24 protein-coding genes are annotated in these 24,951 nt (G+C 67.1%); 16 read left to right on the top strand and 8 right to left on the bottom strand.

The annotated features are described in order from the left end of the window. The first annotated feature begins 6 nt into the window (after window positions 1-6). A complete protein-coding gene (locus tag BMX57_RS17925) occupies window positions 7-1,458 on the top strand; it encodes a biotin carboxylase (RefSeq protein WP_092370519.1) in 1,452 nt (483 codons plus the stop codon). A 55-nt stretch (window positions 1,459-1,513) separates the two neighbouring features. Then, window positions 1,514-2,503 (top strand): C45 family autoproteolytic acyltransferase/hydrolase, encoded by a 990-nt coding sequence (locus BMX57_RS17920; RefSeq protein WP_425304919.1) that lies wholly within the window; start codon window positions 1,514-1,516, stop codon window positions 2,501-2,503. Window positions 2,504-2,642: 139 nt separating this feature from the next. Here BMX57_RS17920 and BMX57_RS17915 read toward each other — a convergent pair whose 3' ends face one another. Beyond that, the gene (locus BMX57_RS17915) at window positions 2,643-3,653 is read right to left on the bottom strand and encodes a phosphotransferase enzyme family protein (protein ID WP_092370516.1); all 1,011 of its coding nucleotides are present in this window, start codon (window positions 3,651-3,653) and stop codon (window positions 2,643-2,645) included. A 210-nt stretch (window positions 3,654-3,863) separates the two neighbouring features. Between BMX57_RS17915 and BMX57_RS17910 the strand changes: the two genes are divergently transcribed. Next, window positions 3,864-5,141: a 4-aminobutyrate--2-oxoglutarate transaminase gene (locus BMX57_RS17910; RefSeq protein ID WP_092370513.1), complete on the top strand. Its 1,278-nt coding sequence runs from the start codon at window positions 3,864-3,866 to the stop codon at window positions 5,139-5,141. Window positions 5,142-5,252: 111 nt separating this feature from the next. Here the strand turns inward: BMX57_RS17910 and BMX57_RS17905 are convergent, their stop codons facing one another. Beyond that, a complete protein-coding gene (locus tag BMX57_RS17905; RefSeq protein ID WP_177175493.1) occupies window positions 5,253-5,702 on the bottom strand; it encodes an FCD domain-containing protein in 450 nt (149 codons plus the stop codon). Between the two features lie 169 nt (window positions 5,703-5,871). Here BMX57_RS17905 and BMX57_RS17900 point away from each other — a divergent pair, with 169 nt between their 5' ends. From BMX57_RS17900 to BMX57_RS17885, 4 genes are all read left to right on the top strand, one after another. After that, complete coding sequence (locus BMX57_RS17900; RefSeq protein WP_092370507.1) at window positions 5,872-6,240, top strand: FAD-dependent oxidoreductase; 369 nt, start codon at window positions 5,872-5,874, stop codon at window positions 6,238-6,240. 101 nt (window positions 6,241-6,341) lie between these two features. Then, window positions 6,342-6,710: a universal stress protein gene (locus tag BMX57_RS17895; protein ID WP_092370504.1), complete on the top strand. Its 369-nt coding sequence runs from the start codon at window positions 6,342-6,344 to the stop codon at window positions 6,708-6,710. Between the two features lie 19 nt (window positions 6,711-6,729). Then, window positions 6,730-7,854: an enolase C-terminal domain-like protein gene (locus BMX57_RS17890; protein ID WP_092370501.1), complete on the top strand. Its 1,125-nt coding sequence runs from the start codon at window positions 6,730-6,732 to the stop codon at window positions 7,852-7,854. 12 nt (window positions 7,855-7,866) lie between these two features. Then, window positions 7,867-9,612, top strand: coding sequence for a thiamine pyrophosphate-binding protein (locus BMX57_RS17885; protein WP_092370498.1), 1,746 nt, complete (start codon window positions 7,867-7,869; stop codon window positions 9,610-9,612). A 26-nt stretch (window positions 9,613-9,638) separates the two neighbouring features. Here BMX57_RS17885 and BMX57_RS17880 read toward each other — a convergent pair whose 3' ends face one another. From BMX57_RS17880 to BMX57_RS17855, 6 genes are read right to left on the bottom strand one after another with little or no spacing between them, the layout of a single operon-like run. Next, the gene (locus BMX57_RS17880) at window positions 9,639-11,186 is read right to left on the bottom strand and encodes a DUF4384 domain-containing protein (protein ID WP_092370495.1); all 1,548 of its coding nucleotides are present in this window, start codon (window positions 11,184-11,186) and stop codon (window positions 9,639-9,641) included. Continuing rightward, a complete protein-coding gene (locus tag BMX57_RS17875; RefSeq protein ID WP_092370492.1) occupies window positions 11,183-11,593 on the bottom strand; it encodes an ExbD/TolR family protein in 411 nt (136 codons plus the stop codon). The genes BMX57_RS17880 and BMX57_RS17875 overlap by 4 nt, the downstream gene beginning before the upstream one ends. Window positions 11,594-11,603: 10 nt before the next feature. After that, complete coding sequence (locus BMX57_RS17870; RefSeq protein ID WP_092370489.1) at window positions 11,604-12,017, bottom strand: ExbD/TolR family protein; 414 nt, start codon at window positions 12,015-12,017, stop codon at window positions 11,604-11,606. Between the two features lie 12 nt (window positions 12,018-12,029). Continuing rightward, complete coding sequence (locus BMX57_RS17865) at window positions 12,030-12,644, bottom strand: MotA/TolQ/ExbB proton channel family protein (RefSeq protein WP_092370486.1); 615 nt, start codon at window positions 12,642-12,644, stop codon at window positions 12,030-12,032. Between the two features lie 3 nt (window positions 12,645-12,647). After that, a complete protein-coding gene (locus tag BMX57_RS17860) occupies window positions 12,648-13,073 on the bottom strand; it encodes a hypothetical protein (protein ID WP_092370483.1) in 426 nt (141 codons plus the stop codon). A 29-nt stretch (window positions 13,074-13,102) separates the two neighbouring features. Further along, complete coding sequence (locus BMX57_RS17855) at window positions 13,103-13,876, bottom strand: hypothetical protein (RefSeq protein ID WP_092370480.1); 774 nt, start codon at window positions 13,874-13,876, stop codon at window positions 13,103-13,105. A 189-nt stretch (window positions 13,877-14,065) separates the two neighbouring features. Here BMX57_RS17855 and tssA point away from each other — a divergent pair, with 189 nt between their 5' ends. The 9 genes from tssA to tssH all read left to right on the top strand — a co-directional run bounded on the left by tssA (window position 14,066) and on the right by tssH (window position 24,943). Then, on the top strand, window positions 14,066-15,142 hold the full coding sequence (tssA, locus tag BMX57_RS17850) for a type VI secretion system protein TssA (protein ID WP_092370477.1): 1,077 nt from the start codon (window positions 14,066-14,068) through the stop codon (window positions 15,140-15,142). 43 nt (window positions 15,143-15,185) lie between these two features. After that, complete coding sequence (gene tssB / locus BMX57_RS17845) at window positions 15,186-15,704, top strand: type VI secretion system contractile sheath small subunit (RefSeq protein WP_092370474.1); 519 nt, start codon at window positions 15,186-15,188, stop codon at window positions 15,702-15,704. A gap of 3 nt (window positions 15,705-15,707) precedes the next feature. Further along, complete coding sequence (gene tssC, locus BMX57_RS17840; protein WP_092370471.1) at window positions 15,708-17,204, top strand: type VI secretion system contractile sheath large subunit; 1,497 nt, start codon at window positions 15,708-15,710, stop codon at window positions 17,202-17,204. 101 nt (window positions 17,205-17,305) lie between these two features. Further along, complete coding sequence (locus BMX57_RS17835; RefSeq protein WP_092370469.1) at window positions 17,306-17,806, top strand: Hcp family type VI secretion system effector; 501 nt, start codon at window positions 17,306-17,308, stop codon at window positions 17,804-17,806. Between the two features lie 91 nt (window positions 17,807-17,897). Continuing rightward, a complete protein-coding gene (locus BMX57_RS17830) occupies window positions 17,898-18,743 on the top strand; it encodes a type VI secretion system accessory protein TagJ (protein WP_092370466.1) in 846 nt (281 codons plus the stop codon). Further along, complete coding sequence (gene tssE, locus BMX57_RS17825; protein WP_092370462.1) at window positions 18,736-19,230, top strand: type VI secretion system baseplate subunit TssE; 495 nt, start codon at window positions 18,736-18,738, stop codon at window positions 19,228-19,230. The genes BMX57_RS17830 and tssE overlap by 8 nt, the downstream gene beginning before the upstream one ends. 92 nt (window positions 19,231-19,322) lie before the next feature. Continuing rightward, a complete protein-coding gene (gene tssF / locus BMX57_RS17820) occupies window positions 19,323-21,200 on the top strand; it encodes a type VI secretion system baseplate subunit TssF (RefSeq protein WP_092370459.1) in 1,878 nt (625 codons plus the stop codon). Next, window positions 21,164-22,195, top strand: a complete 1,032-nt coding sequence (gene tssG, locus BMX57_RS17815; RefSeq protein ID WP_092370456.1) for a type VI secretion system baseplate subunit TssG — start codon at window positions 21,164-21,166, stop codon at window positions 22,193-22,195. Before tssF ends, tssG begins: the two co-directional genes overlap by 37 nt. Before the next feature lie 45 nt (window positions 22,196-22,240). Continuing rightward, complete coding sequence (tssH, locus tag BMX57_RS17810; protein ID WP_092370453.1) at window positions 22,241-24,943, top strand: type VI secretion system ATPase TssH; 2,703 nt, start codon at window positions 22,241-22,243, stop codon at window positions 24,941-24,943. The last annotated feature ends 8 nt before the right edge of the window (window positions 24,944-24,951 follow it).

Raw genomic sequence — 24,951 nt, 5'->3', positions numbered from 1 at the left:
CCCGATATGCCCAAGAAGACGCTCAAGAACATTTCCGAGATCCGCCGGTATTTCCACACCAACAAGGATCCGATCTATTTCGTCTCGGCGACCAATTTCAACCTGCTGGGGCTGGATGAATGGGTCAAGAATTTCAAGTATATCTGCTATATGGACTGTTTCGACGGCCGGCATCCCAACGTGCTGTGCCCGTCCGAGCTGCCGCATGACGAGTTCCAGTCGATCGAGGACATCAACAACTACCTGCTGCAGCACAAGGAGGTGGTGGATTACGTCAAGGCGCGCGGCGGCAAGCCGAAATTCGTGTTCCTGATGTTCGACGAGACCACCGAGAAACTGGTCAAGGAGCTGGGCGGCGAGGTGTGGTTCCCCAAGGCCAAGCTGCGCACCAGCATGGACAACAAGATCGAGACCGTGCGCATTGGCAACAAGGCCGGCGTGCCGTCGGTGCCCAACACGCTCTCCGAGGTCAAGGGCTACGCGCATCTGCAGGAGGTCTGCAAGAAGGCCAAGCTGGGCGACGACCTGGTGCTGCAATCGGCCTTCGGCGACAGCGGGCACACGACGTTCTTCATCAAGTCCGAGGCCGACTTCCGCCGCCACGAACACGAGATCGTGGGCGAGGGGGAGATCAAGATCATGAAGCGGATCAACTGCCGCGGCTCTGCGATCGAGGCCTGCGCCACGGCCAAGGGCACCATCGTCGGCCCGCTGATGACCGAGCTTGTGGGGTTCAGCGAGCTCACGCCCTATCGCGGCGGCTGGTGCGGAAACGAGATCTTCTCGACCGCCTTTCCCCCCAAGACCCGGCAGAAGGCGCGCGAGCTCACGTTCAAGTTCGGTGAACAGCTGCGCAAGGAAGGCTATCGGGGCTATTTCGAGCTGGATTTCCTGATCGACAAGAAGTCCGGCGACATCTGGCTGGGCGAGCTGAACCCGCGCATCACCGGGGCCAGTTCGATGACCAACCACGCGGCCTTTGCCCATGCCGACGCGCCGCTGTTCCTGTTCCATCTGCTGGAGTTTTCCAAAAAGCCCTTCAAGCTGGAGGTCGAGGAGTTGAACTCCCGATGGGCCGATCCCGACATGATCGACTCGTGGTCGCAGATGGTCATCAAGCACACCGACGACAACGTGGACATCATCACCCACGCGCCGCAATCGGGCATCTACAAGATGCTGCCGGACGGGCAGGTGGTCTATGACCGGTTCGACTATCACCGCCGCGCGGTCGAGAGCGAGGACGAGGCGTTCTTCCTGCGGATCTCGAACGTGGGCGACTATCGCTATGAGGGGGCCGACCTGGGCATCCTGGTGACGCGGGGGCGGTCGATGACCCAGGGCTTCCAGCTGACGGCGAAATCCAAGCGCTGGATCGACGGGATCAAGGCGGCCTATTCGGCGCGTCCGCTGCCCTCGGCGCAGGTGCTCGAGGATCCGGCGTTCAAGATCATGTGAGACCGCATCGGTTCCGGCGCATTGCCAATCGCGCCGGAATCGCCCAAGAGACCCCATGCTGAGTTTCCGTGCCATCGCCGAGGACACTCCCGGCCCGAAATGGGCCGGGCTGTTTGCCGATTACTGGCCCGCCTATGCCGCCTGGTGGTCGCGCGAGGGGCTGTCGGGGCGTCCCACATACCTGGAGAGCCGCCGCGCGCTTCAGGCGCATATGCCCGAGATCGCGGATCTCTATGACCGGCTCTGCGTGCTGGCGGGCGGCGGCGACCGCGAGGCGCGGTTTCTCAGCTATTACTGCCCGCCGGCCTATCTGGCCGCCTGCAGCCAGGCGGTCTGGCCGGGCGACGAGCCGCTGATCGTGCGCAACTACGACTACAGCGCCGAGGCCTTCGACGGGATCGTGCTCAAGACCAACTGGGACGGGCGCGGGGTGATCGGCACCAGCGACGGGCTGTTCGGGCTGGTGGACGGGATCAACGATGCCGGTCTGGCGGTCTCACTGACCTTTGGCGGCCGGCGCGAGGTGGGCGACGGGTTCGGTGTGCCGCTGATCCTGCGCTATGTGCTGCAGACCTGCACCACCGCCGAGGAGGCCGGCGCCGTGCTGTCCCGCGTGCCCTGCCACATGAGCTACAACGTGACGGCGGTGGACGCCCGGCGGCACTACCTGACCGCCTATCTGGCGCCGGACCGGCCGGCGGTGCTGTCGCGGGCGGCGGTGGCCACCAACCACCAGGAGCGGGTGGAATGGTCAAGCCACGCGCGGTTCACCGCCACGGTCGAGCGCGAACGCTATCTGCTGCAGCGCCTCACACTGCATCCCGAAACCCAGGACAAGTTCATCCGCGCCTTCCTGCGCCCGCCGCTCTATTCGACGGCGTTTTCCTCGGGCTTCGGCACGCTCTACACCGCCGCCTACCGGCCCCGCTCGGGCAGCCTGGAGCTGTTCTGGCCCGAGCGCAGCTGGCGGCTGGGTCTCGACGACTTTCGCGAGGACAAGGTGAACGTCCGGTTCTCGGACGCCGCGCGGCCGGGTGTGTCCTAGCCAGGCAGATTCGAGTGCCAGGGCGGAGGAAATTGAGGGTCCGAGATGGTGATCGTCGTGGATATCCTGCACGCGCGCAGCGACTTGCCGCGGCACATGGCGGGGCAGGGGGGGCGGGGCTGATCCGCCGCCCGGGTGTTCAGCCCGCGTCGAACCGGGCGAGATAGGCGCGGCCCAGTTCGGCCGTTCCGGCGGCGAAGGTGGGGGCCATCTGCTGCGGTTCGGGCGCTTCGATATGACTGCCGATCCAGGCCAGGAGGGCCATCCGGCGCAGCATCACGAAGGTGTCGATCTCGGCCTCTTCTTCGGGGCTGAGCGCCCGCACCGTGCGATAGCCGCGCAGCCAGGCGGATTTCAGCGCCGGGATGCGCGGGTCGTCCTCGATGAAGCTGATGGCGGCGGCGAAATCGTAGAGGAACCAGCCCATGCCGCAATCGTCGAAATCGATCACCCGTGTGCCGGCGGGGCCAACCAGCAGGTTGGCCAGGCGCATGTCGGCATGGATCAGGTTGTAGCGGTCGGGTGCCTTGCCGAACCGGTCGAGCCGGGCACGCACCACCCGTTCCACCCGCTCGAGCACGACGCGCATGTCACCGTCCAGGTTGGGCGCATCGCGCCAGTCGCCCCAGGTGGGCGCGGGCCCGAACACCGCCTCGGTGTCCCATGTCAGGCGCTCGAAGCCTTCGGGCCGGGGCCAGCGCAGCACGTGCTGGTGGCAGCGCGCGGCAAGCGCGCCGAGTTCCTCGAAACCGGGAGTGAGATCGCCGTCCTCGTCCGGGGCGTGGCCCTCGATGAAGTGGAACAGCACCATGAAGCGCGGACGCTCCAGCCCCGGGGTCCGGCCGGTCTGGATCGCGCGGCCGTCGCGGCCGGCGTAGACGCGCGGGGTCGGCACCGCGCCGTCGGCGTCCAGCGCGCGCAGCCAGGCCAGTTCGGAGTCGATGGCGCGCCGGCTGTGGTAATCCTCGCGGTGCGCGCGCAGCACCGCCCGGAACCCGTCCGGCGCCTCGACCAGGAAGGTGACGTTCTCGGACACGTTGATCAGCCGGATATCGGCACCGTCCGGCACCGCCCACAGGTGCAGCGAGGACCGGGCCAGCCGGTGCAGGTGGTCGAGAAGCGTGTCGAGGGGCAGATCCCGGTCCAGCATGGCGCGCCGCTCCTGGTCAAGTGGTGGTCTCAGGGCCAAGGAAGTCGGGGATGCGGGCGCCGGCGTCAATGAAAATCTGCGCCGGCGCGATGCGACGGCGGGAACCGCCCCCGGGGTCGCGAATGGGCCTTTTGCCCGCCTGCAATCCTTGTAGAGTGCCGCCAACACTTACTCGGGTCCGCGGGGCCCTTTTGACGCAGGGGATGCGACATGTTGAATTCGGAAATCTCGAAACGCCGCGACGGCGCGATCTCGCGCGGGGTCGGCATGCAGACGCAGATCTACGTGGACCGCGCCAGCAATTCCGAGGTCTGGGACGTCGAGGGCAAGCGCTATATCGACTTCGCCGCCGGCATCGCGGTGGTGAATACCGGCCACTGCCACCCCAAGGTCATGGAGGCGGTGCGCCGCCAGGCCGAGTCCTTCACCCATACCTGCCACCAGGTGCTGCCCTATGAAAGCTATGTGCGGCTGGCCGAACGGCTGAACGACAAGGTGCCCGGCGATTTCGACAAGAAGACGGTGTTTGTCACCACCGGCGCCGAGGCGGTCGAGAACGCCATCAAGATCGCCCGCATCGCCACCGGCCGCGACGCGGTGGTGGCCTTTGGCGGCGGGTTCCACGGCCGCACCTTCATGGGGATGAGCCTGACCGGCAAGGTGCATCCCTACAAGGCCGGGTTCGGCGCCATGATGCCCGATGTCTTTCACGTGCCGTTCCCGGTCGAGCTGCACGGCACCACCACCGCGGATGCGCTTGGCGCGCTGACCGGGCTGTTCAAGTCCGATCTGGACCCGGGCCGGGTCGCGGCCATCGTGATCGAGCCGGTGCAGGGCGAAGGCGGGTTCTATCCCGCGCCGGCCGAGCTGATGCGCGGGCTGCGCCGGCTGTGCGACGAGCATGGCATCGTTTTGATCGCCGACGAGGTGCAGACCGGTTTCGCCCGCACCGGCAATCTCTTCGCGATGGAGGGCTATGACGTGGCCGCCGACCTGACCACCATGGCCAAGGGTCTGGCCGGCGGGCTGCCGCTGGCGGCGGTGACGGGCCGGGCCGATCTGATGGACGCCGCCCATGCCGGCGGGCTGGGCGGCACCTATGGCGGCAACCCGCTGGGCATCGCCGCCGCCCACGCCGTGCTGGACGTGATCGAGGAGGAGGACCTGTGCGCCCGCGCCAACGAGCTGGGCTCGCGCCTGAAGCAGCGGCTCGAGGCGATCCGCTCGACCACGCCCGAGATCGCCGAGATCCGCGGCCCCGGCTTCATGGTCGCGGCCGAGTTCAACACCGCCGACGGCAGCAGGCCGAACCCCGAGATGGCCAATGCGATCCGCGCCGAGGCACTGGAGCGCGGGCTGGTCCTGCTGACCTGCGGCGTGCATGGCAACGTGATCCGCTTCCTGGCGCCGATCACCGTGCCCGACGACATCTTCGCCGAGGCGATGGACATCCTGGACGCGTCGGTCAGCGCGGTAAAGGCCGCCTGAGCCGACGGGCGGGGCAGGGGAGACTGCCCCGCTCGCGGCGGCGAATTGAGATGCCGGGCGCCTTGCGCCCGGATCACGGGTTCGGAACGAACAGCTCGGAATGGGCCAGTTTCACGAGTTCGACGACCTGTTCGCTGCGGCACTCGATGTTGCCGCAACGGCGGTTTCGGTGTCCTTTGCCACGATGGCCCTCACGATCTTCCAATGCGCGCTCAGGCCCTCAGGGTCGTCGCTCTGAGGTTGGAGCCGCAATTGACGCCGGTTGATTGTCCGAAAATAACGCATCCGTTCATTGACGTTGCGCAGCATGTCGACAAGTTCGGCGTTGCCGGAGCACTTGGCGATCTTGATGTCAAACGCCTCGTCCATGCGCGCGAGTTCCGAGAAATCCTCGCAGGTCACATAGATCGGCTCGGTTCGGTCGAGATGGTCGACCAGGGCCTCGATCTGCTTCCGGTCATCACGTTCGATCAGACGCCGCACGGCCTCGCATTCCAGCGCACAGCGCAGCTTGTCCCGAAGTTCCGCACACGCCCGTGCGACGACATTCGCCTTTTCCAACACCCAACTCGGTCAAATTGGTTATGAGAGGCGGAAAACCAAGGGACAGCCCTGTCAAATCAAATCCTTAATTGTCGGCAATACTGTATACAGTATTATCGGCAGCATGTTACGCTCGTGTCAGCGATTCGGTGCCATACATCAAAGGCTGGGCAGGGGTGGCTATTCAATGAAGGACGACGCGAACAGTCCGGTGGTGGTGATCGGTGCCGGCATCGTCGGCCTGTCGACCGCGATCTGGCTGGCGCGCGCCGGCAGGCCCGATACCCTGATCGATCGCGATGGCGCGGGGCATGACAACGCGGCCTCGTACGGCAACGCCGGTGTCCTGGCGGCCTGTTCCGTCGCCCCGGTGACCGCACCGGGTCTGGCCGCCAAGGGGCCGGGAATACTCCTGACCCCCGATTTCCCGGTGTTCCTGCGGTGGCAATACCTGCCTAGGCTGACGACGCGCCAGGCGGGCGACGCCATGCTGACCCGGATCTGGACCAGTTCGTCCAGCTCGACGCTGACGGTGCTGCCGCTGTTCACGATCTAGTTTCCGCAACTGGCCCTCTACCTGCCCGAGCGGATGACGGGACGGTCGAATTGACCCGGCCGCCCCGGGGCGGCCCTGGCACCGCTTTGAAAGAACGAGACATGCCGGAAACATCCATCCTTGCCGCCATCAACCTTCACAATGACGTCGCCGAGGCCCGCGTGGTACAAGAGGCCATCAAGCTGGCCCAGACGCATGATGAAAGGATCGAACTGGTGTTCGTCATCCCCGACCAGCAGGACGGTTATGCTCAGCATTTCGTCCCCGAGGAGTTGCGCGCCTGTGGCGGTCGCGTGTTGCGCGGCACCGTCTGCGAAAGGATCGTCGCGAGGACCGACGAGATCGGGGCCTCGTTCATCGTCATCGGCGCCAACAAGCCGACGATCCGGGACCTGTTCATCGGCCCGAACGCGGCACGGGTCGCGCGCGACCGCGACACCAATTGCAGCGTCCTGACTGTCCGTCCCTGAGATATCCAAGGCAAGCCAGATGAGCATTCACAAGATTCAGGGCATGCGGGTCCACCGCATCAACATTCCCGCCAGGGCCGTGCATTCGCATGGCAGCGGCGACGTCTCGGGCATCCATTCGGTGGTGCTGGAACTGACCACCGATACCGGCCTCACCGGGTGGGGCGAGGCCTCGCCCTGGCCGGTCTTCACCGGAACCGCCGAGGGCAATGCCGCAGCACTTCACACCTATTTCCGCCCGTTCCTGATCCGGGCCGACCCGGTTCAGGTCGAAAGGCACATGCTGGCGGCCGACAGGGCGCTGGTCGGGCATCCCGAGGCCAAGGCCGCGCTCGAGATGGCCTTGCTGGACCTCACCGGCCAGATCGCCGGCCTGTCCGTCTGCGAGCTTGTCGGCGGCCGGATGCGGGACGATATCGGGATGAGCTTTTCCGTCGCCAATCCGGATTTCAACGCCGATCTGGAGGATATCGCGACGCTGTGGGACGACGGTGTGCGCATCTACAAGCTCAAGACCGGGTTCGCCGGGCATGCGTTCGACCTGATGCGGGTCGAGAGACTGCGCGCGCTCTACGGCGACGAGATCGACATGCGCATCGACTACAACCAGGGTCTGCCGGCCTATGACGCGGTGCGCAGGATCAAGGATTTCGAGCCGTTCCGGCCGACCTTTGTCGAGCAACCCGTCAAGATGCACGAGCGCGAGGCGCTGGCGCATATCGCGCATGTGGTCGATCTGCCGATCATGGCGGATGAAAGCGTCTTCGATCCCCGGACCGCCCTGTATGGCGCGCAGATCCGCATCGCCGACATCTTCTCTCTCAAGATCATGAAATCCGGCGGCATCCGCCGCGCACTGGAAGTGGCGGCCATCGCCCGCGCGGCCGGGATCGAGGTCTATGGCGGCTGCATGTTCGAGACGGGCCTCGCCCATGCGGCGGGCGCGCACCTGATGGCGGCGGTTCCGGACCTCAGGCTGGGCTGCGAGTTCTACATGGCCACCTACTATGCGCTCGACGACATCCTGGTCGATCCTTTCCCGGTCCGGGGCGGGCGCGTCCATGTCCCGACGGGACCCGGGCTCGGCGTCTCGGTCGACCCCGAAAAACTCGCCCGATATGCCGTTGCACCGGCCCTGGATTGAGGAGTCCCAGCCATGAAAACCGAACGCGACCCGGACCGCGCAGCTCGTGAAATGACGGGCGGCCAGGTCATCCTGAAGATGCTGGACCTGTTCGGCGTGACCCACGTGTTCGGCCTGCCCGGAGAGACGACCATCGGCTGGTACAAGGATTGGTACAAGCATACCGACATCGAATATGTCCTGACCCGCGACGAACGCACCGCCGCCTTCGCGGCCGAGGCCTATGCCAAGGTCACCGGTCGCCCGGCCGTGCTCGAGGCGCCAAGCCCGGGCGTCACCCATTGCACACCGGGCATCACCGAGGCCTTCCTCAGCTCGGTGCCGGTCATCTTCTTCTCGTCGGACATCCCGATCAACCAGGACAAGCGGCATGGCCTGACGGGCGTGGACCAGACTGCGCTCTATGCACCGATCTGCAAGGAATCCTTCTACCTGACCAATGTCGCCGAGATCCCCTTCTTGCTGCGCCGGGCCTTCCGGGTCGCGACCTCGGGCCGACCGGCCCCGGTGCATATCCGCGTGCCGATCAACGTGTTCAACGAGACCGCGCGGATCGACGACCTCTACGCCGAGGCGGACTATCGCTCCTATCCCGCGCATCGGCCGGTGGCCGATCATGCCAAGGTGCGTGCGGCGCTGGAGCTGCTCAAGGCCGCGGAAAACCCGGTGATCGTCTGCGGGCAGGGCGCGCTGATCTCGCGCGCGACCGAGGCCGTACTGGCCCTGGCCGATACCCTGCAGATCCCGGTTGCCACGACCACGGCGGGCAAGGGCACGATCCCCGAAACGCACCCCTTGGCCCTTCGCGTCATCGGTGCGCGCGGCGGCATGGAGTATTCCAACGAGTTCGTGAAGGCGGCCGACACGGTTTTCTTCATCGGCACCAACACGGATTCCAGCTCGACGATGCACTGGAAGCTCTACGGCGACCCCAGGGAAAAGACCTTCATCCACCTCGACATCGCCGAGGCCCATGTGGGCAACAACTTTCCGGTGCAGGTGGGTTTGGTCGGCGATGCGCGGGCCACACTGTCCTACATGAACGAGCTGCTGGCCGATGACGCACCGGTACCGCCGGCGACGGTCGATCTGACCGCCCTCAGGACCAGCGCGCTCGAACGGGTCTTCAACTCGAATATCCGGATGCCCGAGGGCACGGTCTCGCCCGTCAGGCTGACCGAGGCTCTGGACAGGCTGCTGCCCGACGATGCGATCGTGACCGCCGAACCCGGCGTCGCGGCGATCTACCCTTCGGCCCTGATGTCGGTGCGCAAGGCCGGGCGCCGCTATCTGACCAACTATTCCATGGGCGCCCTGGGCTATTCGGTGCCGGCGGGCATAGGCGCCTCCTATGCCAGTGACGGCCCGGTGATCTCGTTCACTGGTGATGGCTCCTTCGCCTTCGTCATGGGGGATCTGGAAACGATCAAGCGCAGTGGCAAGAACGTCACGATCATCCTGACCCGCAACGACAATTATGGCTGGATCCGCGGCGAGGCCATCCTGCTCGATGACGTGGACGAGCCGTGGTCAACGGATTTCGGTGGTGTCGACTACGTCAAGGTTCTGGACGGTTTCGGCTTTGCAACCGCGCGGATCACGCGTGAGGACCAGATCGAAGACGTCCTGTCCGCGGCGATCGAGAATTCCGGTGCGAATTTCATCGAGATGATGGTGCCGTCACAGGACAAGATCATCCCCTTTGTGCCGACATGGGTCGAAGCCGCCAAGCGCAAGGGCCTGCCGTTCTTTTACTGACGTGGCGGGGGGCGGAACCAGGACAGCTAGCCCGGCACGGTGCTGACAAAGAAATAGACCCATTCGCCTTTGAAGTCGGGATGCGTCTCGCGGGCCTCGGCCACCCGTGCGCGCAGCCAGTCGAGATAGGGCGCCGCAGGCTCTACAAGCGGGCGCAGACCCGAATAGAGCGGTTCGGACGCGGCGAAGGCCACGGCGATCTCCTGGCCATAGGGCGGCCCGATGGTGATATAGAGCCCCGGTTCGCCCGGCCGCTCGGCCCCGATCCTGAGCGCCGATTCCGCCGGCGTCAGCCGCAGCGGCGTCGACTCGTTCGGGCTCAGATGGATCACCTGGCCTTCGGCGTCGAAGTAATCGACATAGACATAGGCGTCGTAGTCCGCGCCGGTCAGGTCCAGCACCAGCTGCTGGCCCTGCACATAGCGGAACTCGCGCGCATGGGTGTCCTCGCCCACCAGCAGCGGGTTGGTGATCTGGTCGGTGGATTGCGGCAGCCCGACATCGGCGATGCCGCTCAGCGCGCCGCATTGCGGCTCGGGCAGGATGCGCAGGTTGTCGGCCACGGTGATGTTGCCGCCCATCTGGGCCTGCAGCGCGGCCAGAACCGGCGCGCGCATGTCCTCGGCGGGAACATGGCCCACCAGGTCCAGGCGGTTGCCCTCGGGGCGGAACTGCACCTGCATCCGCGAACAGGGCACTGCCGCCAGCAGCCCCTCGATCCCGTCGCGCAGCTCTTCGGCCTGCCCGGCCTGCGGATCCATGAAGCTCTGGAAGGCGGCCAGCGACACCGGATCCACCGCGCCCTCGTCGGTCGAGAAGGCCAGTTCCGCGCGGACGCTCTGCACCTGCGGGGCAGCCTGAGGCAGCGTCACCGGCCGTGGTGGCGCGCTGCCAAGCGCCTCGCCGGTTGCGGCGATCTGCGCGGCCGGTGCCGCGGGGGCCTCGACGCTGGGCGCGGGGTTGGCCGGCGGCTGGGTGCCGGTCAGAACATCGGCGGCGGGCGCGACATCGACCAGCGGGTCGGCCGCCGGTGCAAGCGGGTTTGCCGCCTCGGGCACGGGATCGCCCGCGACCAAGGGCCGGGGTTGCAGCGGCGCGTCGGGGATGTTTACGGCTGTCAATTCCGCCGCCGGGGCGGTCTCCGGCGCCGGCTGGGCCGGGTCGAGCGGCTCGGTCTGCGGCCGGGCCTGCGGCATGGTCTCGGGATCCGGAACCGCGGCGGGCAGGGCCTCACCGGGCGCATCCAGCGTCGGTGCGGTGGCGGTGGGCGCGGTCTGCGGAGGCAGGTTGACAGCTGTCAACGCGGCCGGTTCCGCGCGGCTGCGGGGGATCTCCCCCGGCCCCAGCCGCGCCCCGGTGGCCTCGGTCTGCGCCGCCGGATCGGCCTGCGGGGCGGCCTCGGCGGCTTCGGTCCGGGTCACGCGATAGGCCGAGAGGCGCATCCTGGTGTCCGGCACCGGCTGTTCGGCGACCGGATCGGGCTGCACCGCGCGCCACAGCACCGCCGCCCCCGCGCCATGCAGCAGGACCGACCCCGCCAGCCCCGCCGCCCACAGCGCCGCCCCCCGGCTCATTTCCCGGCATCCGGCGGCGTGACCACCAGCACCACCTCGCGCGCGCCCTGCCCCTCGAGCGTGGCGATCAGCGGCAGCACGTGGCGCAGCTGGGCGTCGCGATGGGCGTTGATCCGCACCAGCAGATCCGGCTGATCGGCCAGCCGCGCAAGCAGCCGCTCGGCGGCCGCACCGGCATCGACCGGCGCGCCATCGAGCGCCAGTGCGCCGTCCGCCGCCACAGCCAGCGTGGCGCCGCCGCCGGGCATGTCGGCACCGGTCAGCGACTCGGGCGGGGTCACGTCGAACGGCGCGGTGGCGTCCATCCGGCCGATCAGCATGAAGAAGACCAGCAGAAAGAACACCACGTCGATCAGCGCGATGACGGTTTCGGGCGCGGTGCGCGGGGCGGGGCGGGCAATTCTCATGCGGCGTTCCTCATGGCCGCGCCTCCAGCCGCACGACCCGCATCCGAGTGACGCCGGCGCCGGTCACCGTGTCCATGACCGAGACCAGCGCCTGCATCGTCGCCGCGCCGGTGGGCAGCACGATCACCTGCGCGTCGGGCCGCGCCGCCAGATGCGCCGCCAGTTCCCCATGCAACAGGCTGCGGCCCTGGATCGCCGGGCGGCCATCGGCGCCCAGCCGGATCAGGACCGTGCCATCGGCCGCAGCGGCGGGGCCGGGGGCCGCGCCCTCGGCGCTGTCCACGGCAGGGATCATGTCGAGATCCAGATAGGTCGAGGTGACCATGAAGAAGACCAGCATGATCAGCAGCACGTCGATCATCGGCACCAGCGAGACCGGAGCGCGGGACGGGCGCGGCCGGGTCAGGCTCAGCATCTCGGCCATGACGTGCCTCCCTCAGCGCGGCCCCTGTTCCTCGATCACCATCAGGCGCCCGACCGCGTTCTCGATCGCCTGCGCGCCGCGTTCCGCGCGCCCGGCCAGAAGCGAGGCGGCGACCGCGGCCGGGATCGCCACCAGCAGACCGGCGGCGGTGGTCAGCAGCGCCTGCCAGATGCCGCCCGCCAGCACCGAGGCATTGGCCGCGCCCTCGGCCAGCTCCAGCTCCTGGAAGGACTGGATCATCCCGGTCACGGTGCCCAGAAGGCCCAGCAGTGGCGAGATCATCGCGATCAGCTCCAGCACCCTAATGCCGCGGCTCATGGCGGCAAATTCCTCGTTGCCGCGCCGGGTCAGCTCGGCGATCAGCGGCGCGCCCCGGAACCCGTCCGACAGCGCCTGCATGGCATAGGCCAGCACCCGGTCGGCGGCGGCGTTGCCCAGCCCCGCGCGGGCCGCGTCGCGCCGCCCCTCGGCCCACTCCGCCAGCGCCGCGTCGCGCGCCGACCCGCCGCCTGTCACCGGCCACAGCGCCAGCGTCTTGACCACGATCAGCGCCACCGAGATCAGCGACAGCACCGCCAGCACGGCCAGGATCGGCCCGCCGGCGCCCAGGGTGTCGAACCAGGCCATGCGCTATTTGGCCAGCGGCGCGGGCGTCTTGCTGGCCAGCGACAGGATCGGGAAACAGTCCATCGGCTCGGCGTTCTGCGGGGTGCAGGCGGTCAGGTCGTGCAGCAGGATCTCGGAGATGTCGTCACAGGCGATCTGCGGGATCTCGAACAGCTTGAGCACCGTGCGGCTGACGGGCAGGGGGGCGGCATCGATGCTCAGCAGCCGGTCGATCACCCCGTCGCCATCCAGGATCGCCAGCGACATCTCGAAGGCCTCGAAACTCATCTCGGTGCCGTTGCGGAACAGGAAGAAGGCGCGGCAGCCGCCGGTATCGGTGGGTTCGAACTTGTTGAGTTCAACCACAAGTTGCGGCTCTTCGGCCTGCGCCGGCCCGCTCCAGGCCAGTGCGGCGGCCAGCAGGGCGGCCATGATCGGTGTCGGTTTCATCTTGTTTCCTCCCCAGGATGTGATGCGGGTCAGGCCGCCTTGGTCAGCGCCTCTGCAACCCCTTTCAATGCGTTCAGGATGGTGGCGCGGATGCGGGTCTCGGCAAAGCCGCTGGCATCCACCGCCTTGAAGAACTCGGTCTCCATCAGCGCGGCATGGTTGCGCAGCGCCTTCTGCGCGGCGGCGACCAGGGCCGCGCGGTCGTCGCCCTGCGCGCGCTCCAGCCGGGCCAGCAGCGCGTCCAGCCGGTCGTCCATCTGCGCCACCGGCTGCACCAGCCGGGCCATCTCGCGCGGGGCGTGGGCGTATTCGGGCTGGTCCCCGGTGGCGGCGCCGACCCCGGTGAGCAGCGCCTTGACATCGGCCATCACGCGGTCACGCGCATCGCTCCAGCCCTGCCGCGCCTCGGACAGGCCGACCACGCCGGCGGCCGCGGCCGTGGGCGGCTCGGCCGGTTCGGCGGCCGCTTCGTCGGCCTCGGCCGTGCCCAGCACCACCTCGGCGCTGATCCCGTTGGCCTTCATGTGGGTGCGCATCAGCTTGGCCAGGTTGGGCAGATCGGCGGCGCAATCCAGGCGGATCGTGCTGCCCTGCGCGGTCATCTCGCCATGCGCCGCGCGCGCCCCGCCGGCCAGCCTGCGCGCCTCCTTGGCCAGGCTTGCAGCGGGCTTGCGGCGGTCGATCAGAAGCACGGGTCCGCTGCCGCCGGCGCCGCCGTCGCAGAAGGCGAAATTCACCGGCTCCTTGCGGGCAAGGCTCACCATCTGGCGCAAAACCGCGCCCTCTGCGGGGTCTGTCGCCATCCGGGGCCGGGCCTCGCGCAATAAGAGTTTGACTTTGAACAGACTATAAGGCTGACTTGACGTCAAGACGGGAGGTAGGCCGCCGCGGCGGTCGTGAACGTGCGCGCCCGGCGGGGCGGTATGTGCGGGCGCGGCAGGGGGGCCGGGAACCGACGCGGCGGAACACGACACCAATCCATCGGAGAGAGAATGGATCTTGCTGCCTATCTAGACCCACGGGACGCCAATCCCCCGAGCGGCGAGAACCTGGAATACGATCCGGTCTTCACCGAACTGGAGCTGACCGCGCAGCCGGGCGAAGAACGCCAGATGGGCGACGAGGTCGTCGCCGCCGAAGAACCCGACTGGCCCGAGGTCGAGAAGCTGGCCCTGGCGGTGCTGGAACGCAGCCACGACATCCGCGCCGCGGTGTTCCTGTCCGAGGCGGTGCTGCGCACCAAGGGGCTGCCGGCCTTTGCCGGGGCGGTGCACTACATCCGCAAGCTGCTCGAGGATTTCTGGGACAGCTGCCATCCCGAACCCGACGAGGATGACGGCGATGTCACCATGCGCATCAACGCGGTGCAGGGCCTGTGCGGCCAGCCGGGCGGGCAGGCGGGTCCGTCGGCGGTCTATGTCGGGCTGCGCCGGGTCGCTCTGACCGAAAGCCGCACCTTCGGGCGGATGTCGCTGCGCCATGTCGAGGTGGCGCAGGGCGCGATCACCCCGCCCTCGGATTTCGACAGCGTGCCCGACAACAATGCGGTTCAGGCGGCGTTCAAGGATACCGATGCCGAGGTGCAGCAGGCCAATGCCGATGCCATCGCGCTGCTGCTCGAGGATGTGGACGCGATCGACGGCATCTTCTCGGACAAGACACCGGGCGAGGGGCCGGCGCTGGACCCGCTGGTGATGAGCCTGCGCGGGATCAAGAACGCCCTGGCCAAATATGGCGACGGATCCGCGCCGGCGGCGTCGGCCGGCGACGCGGCCGAGGGGGATGCGCCCGCGGCGGACGCGGCAGGTGGCGGCGGGGCAGGGGGGGCGCCCGCGCCCTCGGGCGGCGGCGCGATCAACGGCCCGCAGGACGTGACCAACACGCTGGAGCGGATCATGGACTATTACGCGCGCCAGGAGCCGTCGAGCCCGGTGCCGATCCTGTTGGAACGCGCCAAGCGGCTGGTCAGCGCCGACTTCCTGACCATCATCGAGGACATGGCCAAGGAAGGCCTGGACGAGGTGCGCAAGATCGGCGGCATCAAGGGAAGCGACGAATACGATTATTGACCGGCGCGCCGCGCCGGACATTTGGACTTGAGGAGACAGACAGATGGCAACCAGTTCACAGAAATTCATTGCCCGAAACCGGGCCCCGCGGGTCCAGATCGAATATGACGTGGAACTCTACGGCGCCGAGAAGAAGGTGCAGCTGCCCTTCGTGATGGGGGTGGTCAGCGACCTGGCCGGCAAGTCCGAGGTCGAGCAGCCGGCGGTGGCCGACCGCAAGTTCCTGGAGATCGACGTCGACAATTTCGACGACCGGATGAAGGCGCTGGCGCCGCGGGTGGCGTTCACCGTGCCCAACACGCTGACCGGCGAGGGCAACATGGCCGTCGACATCACCTTCGAGAGCATGGACGATTTCAGCCCCGCCGCCATCGCCAGCAAGGTCGAGCCGCTGGCAGAACTGCTGAACGCGCGCACCCAGCTGTCGAACCTGATGACCTACATGGACGGCAAGACCGGGGCCGAGGATCTGATTTCCAAGATCATCCAGGACCCGTCGCTGCTGAAGACGCTGGCCGCGCAGCCCAAGCCGGGTGCCGAAGAGGCCGAGAAGGAGGAATAAGAGATGGCCGAGGAAGCAGCCAAGACAGAACAGGCCGAAGGCGCCACGGCGTTCGGCTCATCCGAATTCGAGGCCCTTCTGCAGAAGGAGTTTCGCCCCAAGTCCGACCAGGCAAAGACGGCGGTTGAATCCGCGGTCAAGACCCTGGCCGAGCAGGCGCTGGCCAACACCGCGCTGATCTCGGACGACGCGCTGCGCTCGATCGAGGGGATCGTGGCCGAGATCGACAAGAAGCTGACCGAGCAGGTCAACCTGATCCTGCACCACGAGGATTTCCAGCAGATGGAAAGCGCGTGGCGGGGCCTGCATTATCTGGTGAACAACACCGAGTCCGACGAGCAGCTCAAGATCCGGGTGATGAACATCTCGAAGAAGGACATGCACAAGACCCTGCGCAAGTTCAAGGGCACCGCCTGGGACCAGTCGCCGATCTTCAAGAAGATCTACGAAGAGGAATTCGGCCAGTTCGGCGGCGAGCCCTATGGCACGCTGGTGGCCGATTACCATTTCGACCACAGCCCCCAGGACATCGAGCTGCTGGGCGAGATGTCCAAGGTGGCCGCCGCGGCCCATGCGCCGCTGATCACCGGCGCGAAACCGTCGCTGTTCCAGATGGACAGCTGGGCCGAGCTGGCCAATCCGCGCGACCTGACCAAGATCTTCCAGACCCCGGAATACGCCGCCTGGCGCAGCCTGCGCGAAAGCGAGGACAGCAAGTATGTGGGCCTGGCCATGCCGCGGTTCCTGGGCCGGATGCCCTATGGCGCCAAGACCGAGCCGGTCGAGGAGTTCGCCTTCGAGGAGGATACCGAGGGCGCGGGCAGCGAGAAATACGGCTGGGTCAACGCCGCCTACGGCATGGCGGTGAACATCAACCGCAGCTTCAAGGAATACGGCTGGTGCTCGCGCATCCGGGGCGTGGAATCCGGCGGCACACTGGAGAACCTGCCGGCGCATACCTTCCCCACCGACGATGGCGGGGTGGACATGAAATGCCCCACCGAGATCGCCATCTCGGACCGCCGCGAGGCGGAGCTGGCCAAGAACGGGATGATGCCGCTCATTCACCGCAAGAACACCGACACCGCCACTTTCATCGGGGCGCAGTCGCTGCACAAGCCGGCGGAATACGACGATCCCGACGCCACCGCCAACGCCAACCTGGCCGCGCGGCTGCCCTATCTCTTCGCCACCTGCCGGTTCGCGCATTACCTGAAATGCATGGTCCGCGACAAGGTCGGCTCATTCAAGAGCCGTCAGGACATGGAGAGCTGGCTGCAGAGCTGGATCAACAACTACGTGGATTTCAACGCCGATATTTCGGCCGAATCCGAAAAGGCGCGCAAACCGCTGGCCGCGGCCGAGGTGGTGGTCGAGGATGTCGAGGGCAACCCCGGCTACTACACGTCGAAATTCTTCCTGCGCCCGCACTATCAGCTGGAAGGATTGTCGGTCTCGCTTCGCCTGGTGTCCAAGCTGCCGTCGGAAAAGAGCGGGTAAACGTGATCCAGTTCGCAGAATTGTGATTCGGAGCAGTGTATCAAGATTGCACAGAAGCCAAGACCAACTGATTTAGCCTCCGAACGAGGAAGGATGGAAAAATGACAGAGAACGTATTTATCAAAATTGACCAGATCCCCGGCGAAGCGCGGGAGAAGCAGCACAAGGACTGGATCGCGGTCAAGAACCTGGAATGGAATGTCGAGCGCACGCTGGACATGTCGGACCTGGGCACCACCCAGCGCGGCTATGCCAACGCCAATTTCGGCAAGGTCTCCTGCACCACCGAGCTGAGCAAGGCCAGCGCCAAGCTGATGACCTATGTCGCCAGCGGCAAGGCCACCAAGGAGCTGATCATCCAGATGTGCCGGGCCGGCGACGACGAGAAGAAGGGCATGGAGCCCTATCTGATCTTCACCCTGCGACACGCCATCATCGACAGCTATTCGGTGTCCGGCGGCGAGGAGCAGATCCCGGAAGAGAACTGGACCATAGCCTATCGCGGCATTTCGGTGAAATACCGCATCGCCGATTTCGAGACCGGCAAGCTGAGCGACTGCAACGAGTTCCTGTGGAACCTCGAGACCGGCGACGTCAGCTGATCCGGCCGACCCCGCGGGCCCCGGCAGAGATGTCTCTGCCCGGGGCCTTTCCTGAGTCCGCAAGGGCCGCAACATATGCGCGAGGGATGCCATGACCCCGGAAGAACATCTCAGGTCCGGAGATCTGACCCAGGCGCTGAGCACCCTGCAGGACAAGATCCGCGCCGACCCGGCCGATCCCAAGCTGCGCATCTTCCTGTTCCAGCTCTTGTGCGTGCTGGGCGACTGGAACCGTGCGATCACCCAGCTCAAGCTGAGCGCCGAGCTGGATCCGCTGGCCACCATGATGGCGCAGACCTATCGCGAGGCGATCATCTGCGAGGTCTATCGCGAGAAGGTGTTTGCCGGCGACAAGATGCCCCTGATATTCGGCGAGCCGGGCGAGTGGCTGGCGCATCTGATCGAGGCCGGCAAGCTGCTGGCCACCGGCCACCCCGACGAGGCCGCCGACCTGCGCGGCCAGGCCTTCGACGCGGCGCCCGCGGTGTCGGGCAGCGCCAACGGCACCAGGTTCGACTGGATCGCCGATGCCGACATGCGGCTTGGCCCGGTGCTGGAGGTGATCGTGAACGGCCGCTATTTCTGGCTGCCGTTTTCGCAGATCTCGAAACTGGTCGTCGAGGAACCCGGCGACCTGCGCGATGCGGTCTGGACCGCCGGGATGCTGACCCTGGCCAATGGCGGCGAGGTGGCGGCGCTGATCCCGACCCGCTATCCCGGCACCACCGAACGCGGCGACGACGCCGAGAAGCTGGCCCGCGCGACCAGCTGGTCCGATGCCGGGGCCGAGACCTTTGTCGGGCTGGGCCAGCGCCTGCTGACCACCGAGGCCACCGACATCGCGCTGATGGATATCCGCGAACTGGTGCTGGACGTGCCCGAGGCCGGGGACGCCGCCGCCGCGGATGCAGGGGGAGAAACGGCGGGAGATGGTTGAGAAGACGCTCTCGGAACGGCTGCAACCCTCCCTGCTCGACCGGTTGACCGATGACGAGCCCGGCCAGCGCAAGGAAGGCCGGGACGCGCGCGTGATCGACGTGAGCCGCCTGCGCGAGATCATCCAGCGCGACCTGTCGATGCTGCTGAACACCACCGACCAGACCGACCTGATCGACCCCGAGATCTATCCGCAGGCGGCACGGTCGGTTCTGAACTACGGCATCCGCGAGACCTCGGGCGCGTTCTCGACCATGGCGCGGGCCAAAATCATCAAGCGGTCGATCCAGAAAGCGATCGAAACCTTCGAGCCGCGCATCGTGCAAGGGTCGGTAATGGTCGAATTACGCTCGCAGGAGCGCGCCGGCGAGATGCATGTGGAGTTCGACATCCGCGCGGTGATGTGGGCGCAGCCGATGCCGCTGGAGCTGTATCTGCGCTCGAAGGTGGATGTGACCACCGGCGAGCTGGAGATCGAGCGGCGATGAGCGGGGCAGGGCGCATCCCGCGGGAGGACGCCGCCCGTGGGCGGCGCGTCAGGCCGCCGGCGCACCGGGCGGCCGGGTAACGGGAGGCGGAGATGGACACGCGGCTTCTGAAACATTACGAGACTGAGCTGGCCTTTCTGCGCGAGATGGGCGCCGAGTTCGCCCAGGCCTATCCCAAGATCGCCGCCCGGCTGGGGATGGAGGGGATCGAAGTGCTGGACCCCTATGTCGAGCGGTTGCTGGAAGGCAGCGCCTTTCTGGCGGCGCGGGTGCAGCTGGAGCTGGAGATGCAGTTCCCGGTCTTCACCTCGAACCTGCTGGAAATCGTCTATCCGCATTACCTTGCGCCGACGCCGTCGATGATGGTGGCCGCGTTCGAGCCCGATATCGGCAATGCCGCGCTCAAGGACGGCTATGTGGTCAAGCGCGGCTCGACCCTGCGTTCGCGGCTGGGCGAGGGCGAGCAGACCCCCTGCGAGTTCCGCACCGCTTCCGACGTGACGCTGTGGCCGATCGAGATTTCCCAGGCCGAGTATATCGACGGGCGCGGCGAGCTGGTGGCCGCCGGGGTGGCGCGCGAGACCAAGGCGCGGGCCGGCATCCGGCTGCGTTTGCGGCGCACCGACGGGCAGCCGATCAAGGATCTGACCATGGACCGGCTGGTGCTGCACCTGGACAGCCAGAGCGGCCGGTCCTGGGCGCTGCACGAGCTGCTGGCGACCCAGTGCCAGGGGCTGACCGGGCGCAGTTCCGACCGCCGCGACGACTGGACATTGCGGCTGCCGCAGGGGGCCATCGTGCCGCGCGGCTTCGACCGCGAGGAGGCGCTCTTGCCGACGCCGCGCCAGTCCTTCGACGGCTACCGGCTGTTGCAGGAATATTTCGCCATGCCCGAGCGCTTCCTGTTCGTCGAGCTGCAGGGCCTGCAGCCGGCGCTGAAGAAGGCCAAGGGCGAGGATGTGGACATCTATGTCCTGCTGGACGACGGGATGAAGGATGTCGGCCCGGCGGTGGCGCCGCAGGCCTTCACCCTGGGCGCGGTGCCGGCGATCAACCTGTTCCGGCGCCGCTGCGACCGGGTGCATGTGACCCGCCGCGACACCGAGCACCACCTGGTGCCCAGCCGCACCGCCGGGCTGGATTACGAGGTGTTCTCGATCGAGAGCGTGCGCGGCATCCGCGGCGATGTCGAGGGCGATATCGAGTTCCGCCCGTTCTATTCCGACACTGACCTGACCGCGGCGGGCGACATCCACCCGGCCTATTACACCATCGGCCGGCGGATGCGCACCCGCACCGAGAAGGAGCGGCTGCGCGGGGTGCGCACCTCGTATCTGGGATCCGAAGTGTTCCTGTCGCTGGTGGACCGCGCGCAGGCGCCCTATCCCGGCGACCTGGAGCAGCTGGCGGTGGTGGCGATGTGTTCCAACCGCGACCTGCCGATGCTGCTGGCCACGGGGGGCGACAACCTGTTCCGCCTGCCCGAGGGCGGCCCGGTCAAGCGCGTACGCCTGGCGGTGACGCCGACCCGGCCGCATGCCAACCTGGCCCAGGGCGACAGCGCCTGGAAGCTGATCAGCCATCTCAGCCTGAACTACCTGTCGATCGCCGAGGGCGATGCCAGCACTGGCGCCGGCGCGCTGCGCGAGCTTTTGGGGATCTATGCGCCGCTGGGCGACCGGGTGACGGAAAAGCAGCTCGAGGGCATCGTCTCGGTCCGCTCGCGGCCCATCGTGCGGCGCATGAGCGACGAGGTGCTGAGCACCGCCGTGCGCGGGCTGGAGATCACCCTGGGCTTCGACGAGAGCTTCTATGAGGGCACCAGCGTCTATGTTCTGGGCGCGGTGCTGGAGCGGTTCTTTCGCAAATACACCACGATCAACAGTTTTACCGAGACGGTTCTGACCACCGAAAGACGCGGAGAGATCGCCCGATGGAGACCGGCGGCCGGCCTCGGCCGGATCATCTGAGCCTGCTGGCCGCGCTGGCGGCCCGGCCCGAGGAACACCATGTGTTCCAGGCGCTGCGCGTGATCGAGGCGCATCATCACGATGCCCCCCGCTTGGGCGAGAGCCGGCGCCCGCGCGAGGACCGGGTGCGCATGGGCCAGGAGGTCAGCCTGGCCTTTCCGCCCAACACCCTGACCAAGTTCATCCCCGGCGCCGGCAATAGCCCGGGGCGGCTGAGCAACCTGTGGTTCGGCTTTTTCGGGCCGCAGGGGCCGCTGCCGCTGCACCTGACCGAGTTTGCCCGCGACCGGCTGCGCAACCACCGCGACCCGACCTTCGTGGCCTTTGCCGACATGCTGACGCACCGGCTGATGAGCCTGTCCTACCGTGCCTGGGCGGCGTCGCGACCGGCGCCCAGCTTTGACCGGGGCGACGACCCGTTCGAACAATGGGTGGCGGCGCTGGCCGGCTTCAAGGGCATGCCGATGCTGGAGCGCGACGCCATGCCCGACATGGCGCGGCGGCATTTCGCGGGCCATCTGGCCAGCGGCACCAAGACGGTCGAGGGGCTGGTGTCGATCCTGTCGGCCTTCTTCGACGTGCCGGTGGCGGTGCAGCAATTCGTCGGCTGCTGGCTGGAGCTGGAGCCCGGCGACCGCTGGGAGCTGGGCGCGCCGGCGGGGCTGGGCCGGTCCACCAGCATCGGCGCGCGGGTCTGGTCGCGCGCGGCCAAGTTCCGCATCCGCCTGGGCCCGCTCGGCCTGGAGGAATACGAGCGGCTCTTGCCCGGCGGCGACAGCCAGCGGCGGCTGGAGAGCATCGTGCGGACCTATGTGGGCGACGCGCTGGACTGGGAGGTGAACCTGGTGCTGGCCGGCGACGAGGTGCCGCGCTCCAGCCTGGGCGGGACCACGCGGCTGGGCCATACCAGCTGGTCGCGCGACCGCGACGCGCCCGAGGAGGGCCGGCCGGATGCCGACGACCTGATCCTCTATCCGGAATTTCAACACGTATAACCAGAAAAAGCATAGACTGGCGGACAGACAGAGAGGGATTGAAAGATGACGGAAATCAGCCGCGTGGCACTGTTCGGCAAGCTGAACAAACAAGGCTATCAGGCCATTGAGGGGGCGACCGTGTTCTGCAAGATGCGCGGCAACCCCTATGTCGAGATCCAGCACTGGCTGCACCAGATCCTGAACACCCAGGACAGCGACATCCACCGCATCATCGACCATTACGAACTGGACCCCGGCAAGATCGCCACGGAACTGACCCGCAGCCTGGATGGGCTGCCGCGCGGGGCGTCGTCGATCTCGGACCTCAGCGATCACCTGATGGACGCGATGGAACGCGGCTGGGTCTGGGGCTCGCTGCTCTATTCCGACAGCAAGGTGCGCACCGGCTACCTGCTGCTCGGGATGCTCAAGACGCCCGCCCTGCGCAATATCCTCAAGTCGATGTCGCCGGAACTGGCCAGCATCGGCCCGGACGACCTGGCCGACAATTTCGCCAAGGCGGCGGAGGGCTCGCCCGAGGAGAAGGGCGGCGCGCAGGACGGTTCGGAAGTGGGCGGCGGGGCCGAGCCCGGCGAGGCCAGCGGCGCGCGCGCCGCGCAGCTGGGCGGCAGCGAGGCGCTGGACCAGTTCTGCACCGATCTGACGGAACAGGCTCGAAACGGCGAGATAGACCCGATTGTCGGCCGCGATGAAGAGATCCGCCAGATCGTCGACGTGCTGATGCGGCGGCGCCAGAACAACCCGATCCTGACCGGCGAGGCGGGCGTTGGCAAGACCGCGGTGGTCGAGGGGTTCGCCCTGCGCATCGCGCGCGGCGACGTGCCCCCGGCGCTGAAGGAGGTGCGTCTCTTGATACTGGATGTGGGCCTGTTGCAGGCCGGGGCCAGCATGAAGGGCGAGTTCGAGAACCGGTTGAAGCAGGTGATCGAAGAGGTGCAGGCCAGCCCCACGCCCATCGTGATGTTCGTGGATGAGACCCACACGCTGGTGGGGGCAGGGGGGGCCGCCGGCACGGGCGACGCCGCCAACCTGCTGAAACCGGCGCTGGCGCGCGGCACGCTCAGGACCATCGGCGCGACGACCTGGGCGGAATACAAGAAATACATCGAGAAGGATCCGGCGCTGACCCGGCGCTTTCAGGTGGTGCAGGTGGACGAGCCGGACATTCCCAAGGCGATCCTGATGATGCGCGGCATCGCCTCGATGCTGGAGGGCCATCACCGGGTGCAGGTGCTGGACGAGGGGATAGAGGCGGCGGTGACGCTTTCGGCGCGCTATATTCCGGCGCGGCAATTGCCCGACAAGTCGGTGAGCCTGCTGGACACGGCCTGTGCGCGGGTGGCGGTCAGCCAGCACGCGGTGCCGGCCGAGGTGGATGACAGCCGCCGCCGGATCGAGGCGCTGACCACCGAGCTGGAGATCATCGGCCGCGACGAGACCGCCGGTTACGAGGTGGGCGACCGGCGCGAGGCGGTGGGCGCGGCGAAAGAGGCCGAGGAGGAACGGCTGGCGGGGCTGACCGAACGCTGGGAGCGGGAAAAGGCCGTGGTCGAGTCGATCCTTGAGCTGCGCGCCAAGCTGCGCGAGGGCGGCACGCCGGTCGAGGCGGAACCCGGCAGCGAGGAGGCCGAAGCCAGCCCGCTGAGCGACGAGGAGCGCGCCGCGCTGCTGGACGAGTTGAAGGCCAAGAACGCCGAGCTGGTCGAGGTGCAGGGCGACAACCCGCTGATCCTGCCCATCGTCGATCACCAGGCGGTGGCCAGCGTCGTGGGCGACTGGACCGGCATCCCGGTGGGCCGCATGGTCAAGGACGAGATCGAGACCATCCTGAACCTGGAGGACCGGCTGAGCCAGCGGGTGATCGGCCAGGATCACGCGATGAAGATGATCGCCAAGCGCATCCAGACATCCCGCGCCGGGCTCGACAATCCCAACAAGCCGATTGGCGTCTTCCTGCTGGCGGGCACCAGCGGTGTCGGCAAGACCGAGACCGCGCTGGCGCTGGCCGAGGTGCTCTATGGCGGCGAACAGAACGTCATCACCATCAACATGAGCGAATACCAGGAGGCGCATACGGTGTCGTCGCTGAAAGGCGCGCCGCCGGGCTACGTGGGCTATGGCGAAGGCGGCGTGCTGACCGAGGCGGTGCGGCGCAAGCCCTATTCCGTGGTGCTGCTGGACGAGGTGGAAAAGGCGCATCCGGATGTGCACGAGATCTTCTTCCAGGTCTTCGACAAGGGCGTGATGGAGGATGGCGAGGGCCGGGTGATCGACTTCAAGAACACGCTGATCCTGCTGACCTCGAATGTAGGGACGGAAATGATCATGGACATGTGCGCCGACCCGGATCTGATGCCCGACCCCGAGGGCATCGCCAAGGCGATCCGCGACCCGATGCTCAAGGTGTTCCCGCCGGCGCTGTTGGGGAGGCTGGTGACGATTCCCTATTACCCGCTGAGCCCGCACATGATCGCCGAGATCACCAAGCTGCAGCTGGGCCGCATCCAGAAACGGGTGACCGAGGCGCATGGTGTGCCGTTCGACTACACCGACGCGGTGGTCGAGGAGATCGTCAACCGCTGCCAGGAGCTGGAAAGCGGCGGCCGGATGATCGACGCCATCGTCACCAACACCATGCTGCCGGAAATCTCGGCCGAGTTCCTGCGCCGGATGATGGAAGGCCAGGAAATCGCCAAGGTTGTGATCGACGTTACAGACGGAGAGTTCGTTTACGGGTTTGACTAAGGCTGAGC

Source organism: Cribrihabitans marinus (assembly GCF_900109035.1).
Classification (GTDB): domain Bacteria; phylum Pseudomonadota; class Alphaproteobacteria; order Rhodobacterales; family Rhodobacteraceae; genus Cribrihabitans; species Cribrihabitans marinus.
Note: the sequence above shows the minus strand (reverse complement) of the source record. Positions and strands in the feature narration are given on the sequence as shown.